The organism is Cetobacterium sp. (assembly GCF_048470075.1).
Classification (GTDB): domain Bacteria; phylum Fusobacteriota; class Fusobacteriia; order Fusobacteriales; family Fusobacteriaceae; genus Cetobacterium_A.
Genome location: NZ_DBGBQB010000096.1, coordinates 1 through 1,776, shown reverse-complemented (window position 1 = coordinate 1,776; position 1,776 = coordinate 1). Strand labels below are relative to the sequence as shown.

2 protein-coding genes and 1 pseudogene are annotated in these 1,776 nt (G+C 27.6%); 1 reads left to right on the top strand and 2 read right to left on the bottom strand.

The window, feature by feature from the left end:
- Positions 1-208, top strand: a pseudogene (locus ACMOUI_RS03645) (IS256 family transposase); the annotation flags it as partial.
- A 214-nt stretch (positions 209-422) separates the two neighbouring features.
- Here ACMOUI_RS03645 and ACMOUI_RS03640 read toward each other — a convergent pair.
- A complete protein-coding gene (locus ACMOUI_RS03640) occupies positions 423-1,199 on the bottom strand; it encodes an HAD-IIA family hydrolase (RefSeq protein WP_418964384.1) in 777 nt (258 codons plus the stop codon).
- The coding region (locus ACMOUI_RS03635) for a TIM barrel protein (RefSeq protein ID WP_418964383.1) at positions 1,199-1,776 on the bottom strand (578 nt) is incomplete at its 5' end. The genes ACMOUI_RS03635 and ACMOUI_RS03640, both read right to left, overlap by 1 nt.

Below are 1,776 nucleotides of genomic sequence, written 5' to 3'. Positions count from 1 at the left end.
TAATATAATTGAAAGTTTAAATAGTCAGTTTAGAAAAGTTAGTAATTCTAGATCTATTTATCCTAGTGAAGATGCTTTATTAAAGGTTCTTTTTCTTTCTAGTAAAAATATTATGAAAAAGTGGAACCAAAAAGTCAGAGGTTGGGAAGGAATCCTAAGAATGTTATCAATAGAGTATGGAGAACGTTTAGAAAAATATTTAAAATAAAAAAAGCTATCTTAGTAAGAAGTACCTTGGAGTATCTAATCTAAGATAGCCTATTTGGACATTTAAAATTTGATAGCTAAGAAGTTAATTTACACTAAATTTGGTATAGTCCCAAGAGTTAGCGTATATATAACTAGCTCTTTGTTATTTTTTTTAACAAAAAAGAGATTCATCTCATCACTTAAAAAAGTGAGAAAATCATCTCTAATTTGTACTAAATTTTACTAATATCTTCTAAAATATAGTTGGGTTTATATATGGTATTCTCCTTACCTGTGGCTTCTCCACTTAAAACTAAAATTGTATCACAACCGTTTATATTTCCGCAGGCTATATCAGTATAAAGCCTATCTCCTACAATAACAACATCCTCTTTATCTAACTCTAGTTTATCAAGGGCATAACTTAGCATAACGGCATTGGGTTTTCCAAAATAGATTGGTTTTTTTCCAGTACAAAGCTCAATCATCTTACAGATTGCTTTACAATCAGGAAGATATACTTTATTTTCAATTGGATATACCAAATCTTCATTGGCTGCAAAATATTTGATTTCTTTTTTTAAAAGTTTGCAAGCCGTTTCGAGTTTTTTAAAATCTAACTCTGTATCCAAAGCTATTATTAGTATCTCAATATCATGATTATCAAAATTTTCAATCTCATCTATGACGTCTATCCCTGCATATCTATATAGATTTTTATACTCTTCAGTTCCCACTATATAAACCTTTTTATCTCTATAGTTTTTCTTAATATGAGATAACAAAACTATTCCAGCCGTTATTATCTCATCTAATTTAGCCTCTATTCCAAACTCTTTAAATTTTTCAACATATTTTTTAGGATTTTTTGAAGAGTTGTTTGTAAAGAAGCCAATTTTTTTATTATCTCTTCTTAACTCCTCTATTTTTTCTTTTGCTCCTGGAATAAGTGTATTTCCAAGTAAGATTGTACCATCAATATCAAAAAGATATCCTTTATATTGTTTCATTAAACTTGTATCTCCTCTACTCTTTTTAAATCCTCTAGAAGTATTTTTTTATCTGTTATTGGGGAATATTCAAAAACCAATTTTGCATTTGGAGTTTCTGAAAGAATTGTCTTTAAAATTTTTTCCCCATCAAATGTTTCATTAAAAATAGATTGATGTAAATCTTGTTTACCATCATTACTATGTATATGATAAGCCATAATACGGTCTTTTAAATTTTTTAATATCTCATTTAAATCCCAGTTATTAGCTAGGAGATGTCCAATATCAATTAGAGCTTTAAGATTATTTTGTAAAATCAATTTTTCAAACTCTTTTTGAGAGTAGATCATATTTCTACCAACACCAACATTTTCTACTAATATTTGAACTCCAATCTCTTTAGCTAAAAGTAATAGCTCATTTAACTTTTTTTCAATCTCTTTTTTAGAACTGTCCTTTCTTTTAGCTTCATTTGTATGAAGAACAAGAAATTCACCATTATTTTTTTTACAACATATTAGAGCTTCAACAAAATTTAGTTTTAACTCCTCCCACAAAATATCGCTACAGTCAATATTAAAATATCTATAGGGAC